Origin of the sequence: Myroides marinus, from assembly GCF_900109075.1 — a bacterium.
Lineage (GTDB): Bacteria > Bacteroidota > Bacteroidia > Flavobacteriales > Flavobacteriaceae > Flavobacterium > Flavobacterium marinum_A.
Map to the genome: position 1 here is coordinate 1 of NZ_FNYS01000054.1, position 1232 is coordinate 1232.

A 1232-nucleotide genomic window follows, 5' to 3' on the forward strand; every position below is an offset into this window, starting at 1 on the left:
TTACCTGGTTGTGACTCTGATTTAAATCCTGTATCTCCTTTATCTCCTTTGTCTCCTTTTAATGACGCAATAAACGCTTCTCCGTCTTTTCCATCATTTCCAGGAAGACCTTGCCAAATCTCTAAAGCAGATTTACCATCTTCTCCCTTATCTCCTTTTGGTCCTTTTGTTAAATCTATAGTAACAACTTCTCCCTTTTCATTTGTATAAGTAAAGGTTCCATTTTTATTATCAACTAAAGTCGTTACTGTCTCATTAGCTTTAACTATTTCATTAAAAGTGATATTCTTTACTTCTCCTTCTTTGGTTACATAAGTAAATGAATTACCATCATAATAAACATTTCCTCCTACATAAGTTTTACTTAAGTAATTTGTAATTAAATCTTGAACAGTTTTATTATTAATAATATCTCCAAACTTCTTAATTACAGTTTCTTTAATTTTAATACGTGTTCCCTCACCTATTATATTTCCTTTGCGATCAACATCTTTTTCACTATAATAGATATAGTCCCCTGTAGGTTCGTCAAAAGTAATTTTTGTTAATCGCTCTAGGATTTCTTCTCTTTGACCATTATCATTGATATAATAAAGTTTATCTCCTTCATAAACTACATTACCCTTTGTAGTGTTTACAATATTACTTATCTCATTTTTAATATTTTCATTCTTAAAAATCTGTTGATAGTTATTTATAACCGCCTCAGGAATATCATTAACAGTTGTTAATCGATTCCAGCTATCTATATACCAGTAATAAAAACCCGGTTTTAAATCCTTCTCAATAGTAGCTGTATTATATACAAGCATACTATTAATACCATTCTTAGGAAATTCTGTTATTGTTATAACATCCTTGCTACTTTTTAATGCAATTCTTGGAATCAACAATCCTCTATTAGATGATTCAATAGTCAACTCAGCAGATTTATTAGGATTTAAAGTTCCTACACCTACTTGTGCATTTACAGCAAAACTACCAACTAGTAAAGCCGCTACAGATAGTACTCTTTTTTTCATACTTCTTCTTCTACAATTTATTTAACCTATAATAATAAACATGATTGATTTTGGAAAAGCATCATCGATTAGCAAAATGAAATAACAAGAATTTCAGTTATTAATAATGTTGATACGTGAATTCAAGTTATAAATGCAACAGTTGCTATTTTGTCTAATTTATCTGCAAAAACTTCATTAGGCGATTTAAAACCAAATCTCTTTCTTGGT

Annotated in this window: 1 pseudogene; it reads right to left on the reverse strand. The window is 29.4% G+C overall.

The features are described 5' to 3' along the window. Positions 1-1022, reverse strand: a pseudogene (locus BMX53_RS18880) (hypothetical protein); the annotation flags it as partial. Positions 1023-1232: the final 210 nt, after the last annotated feature.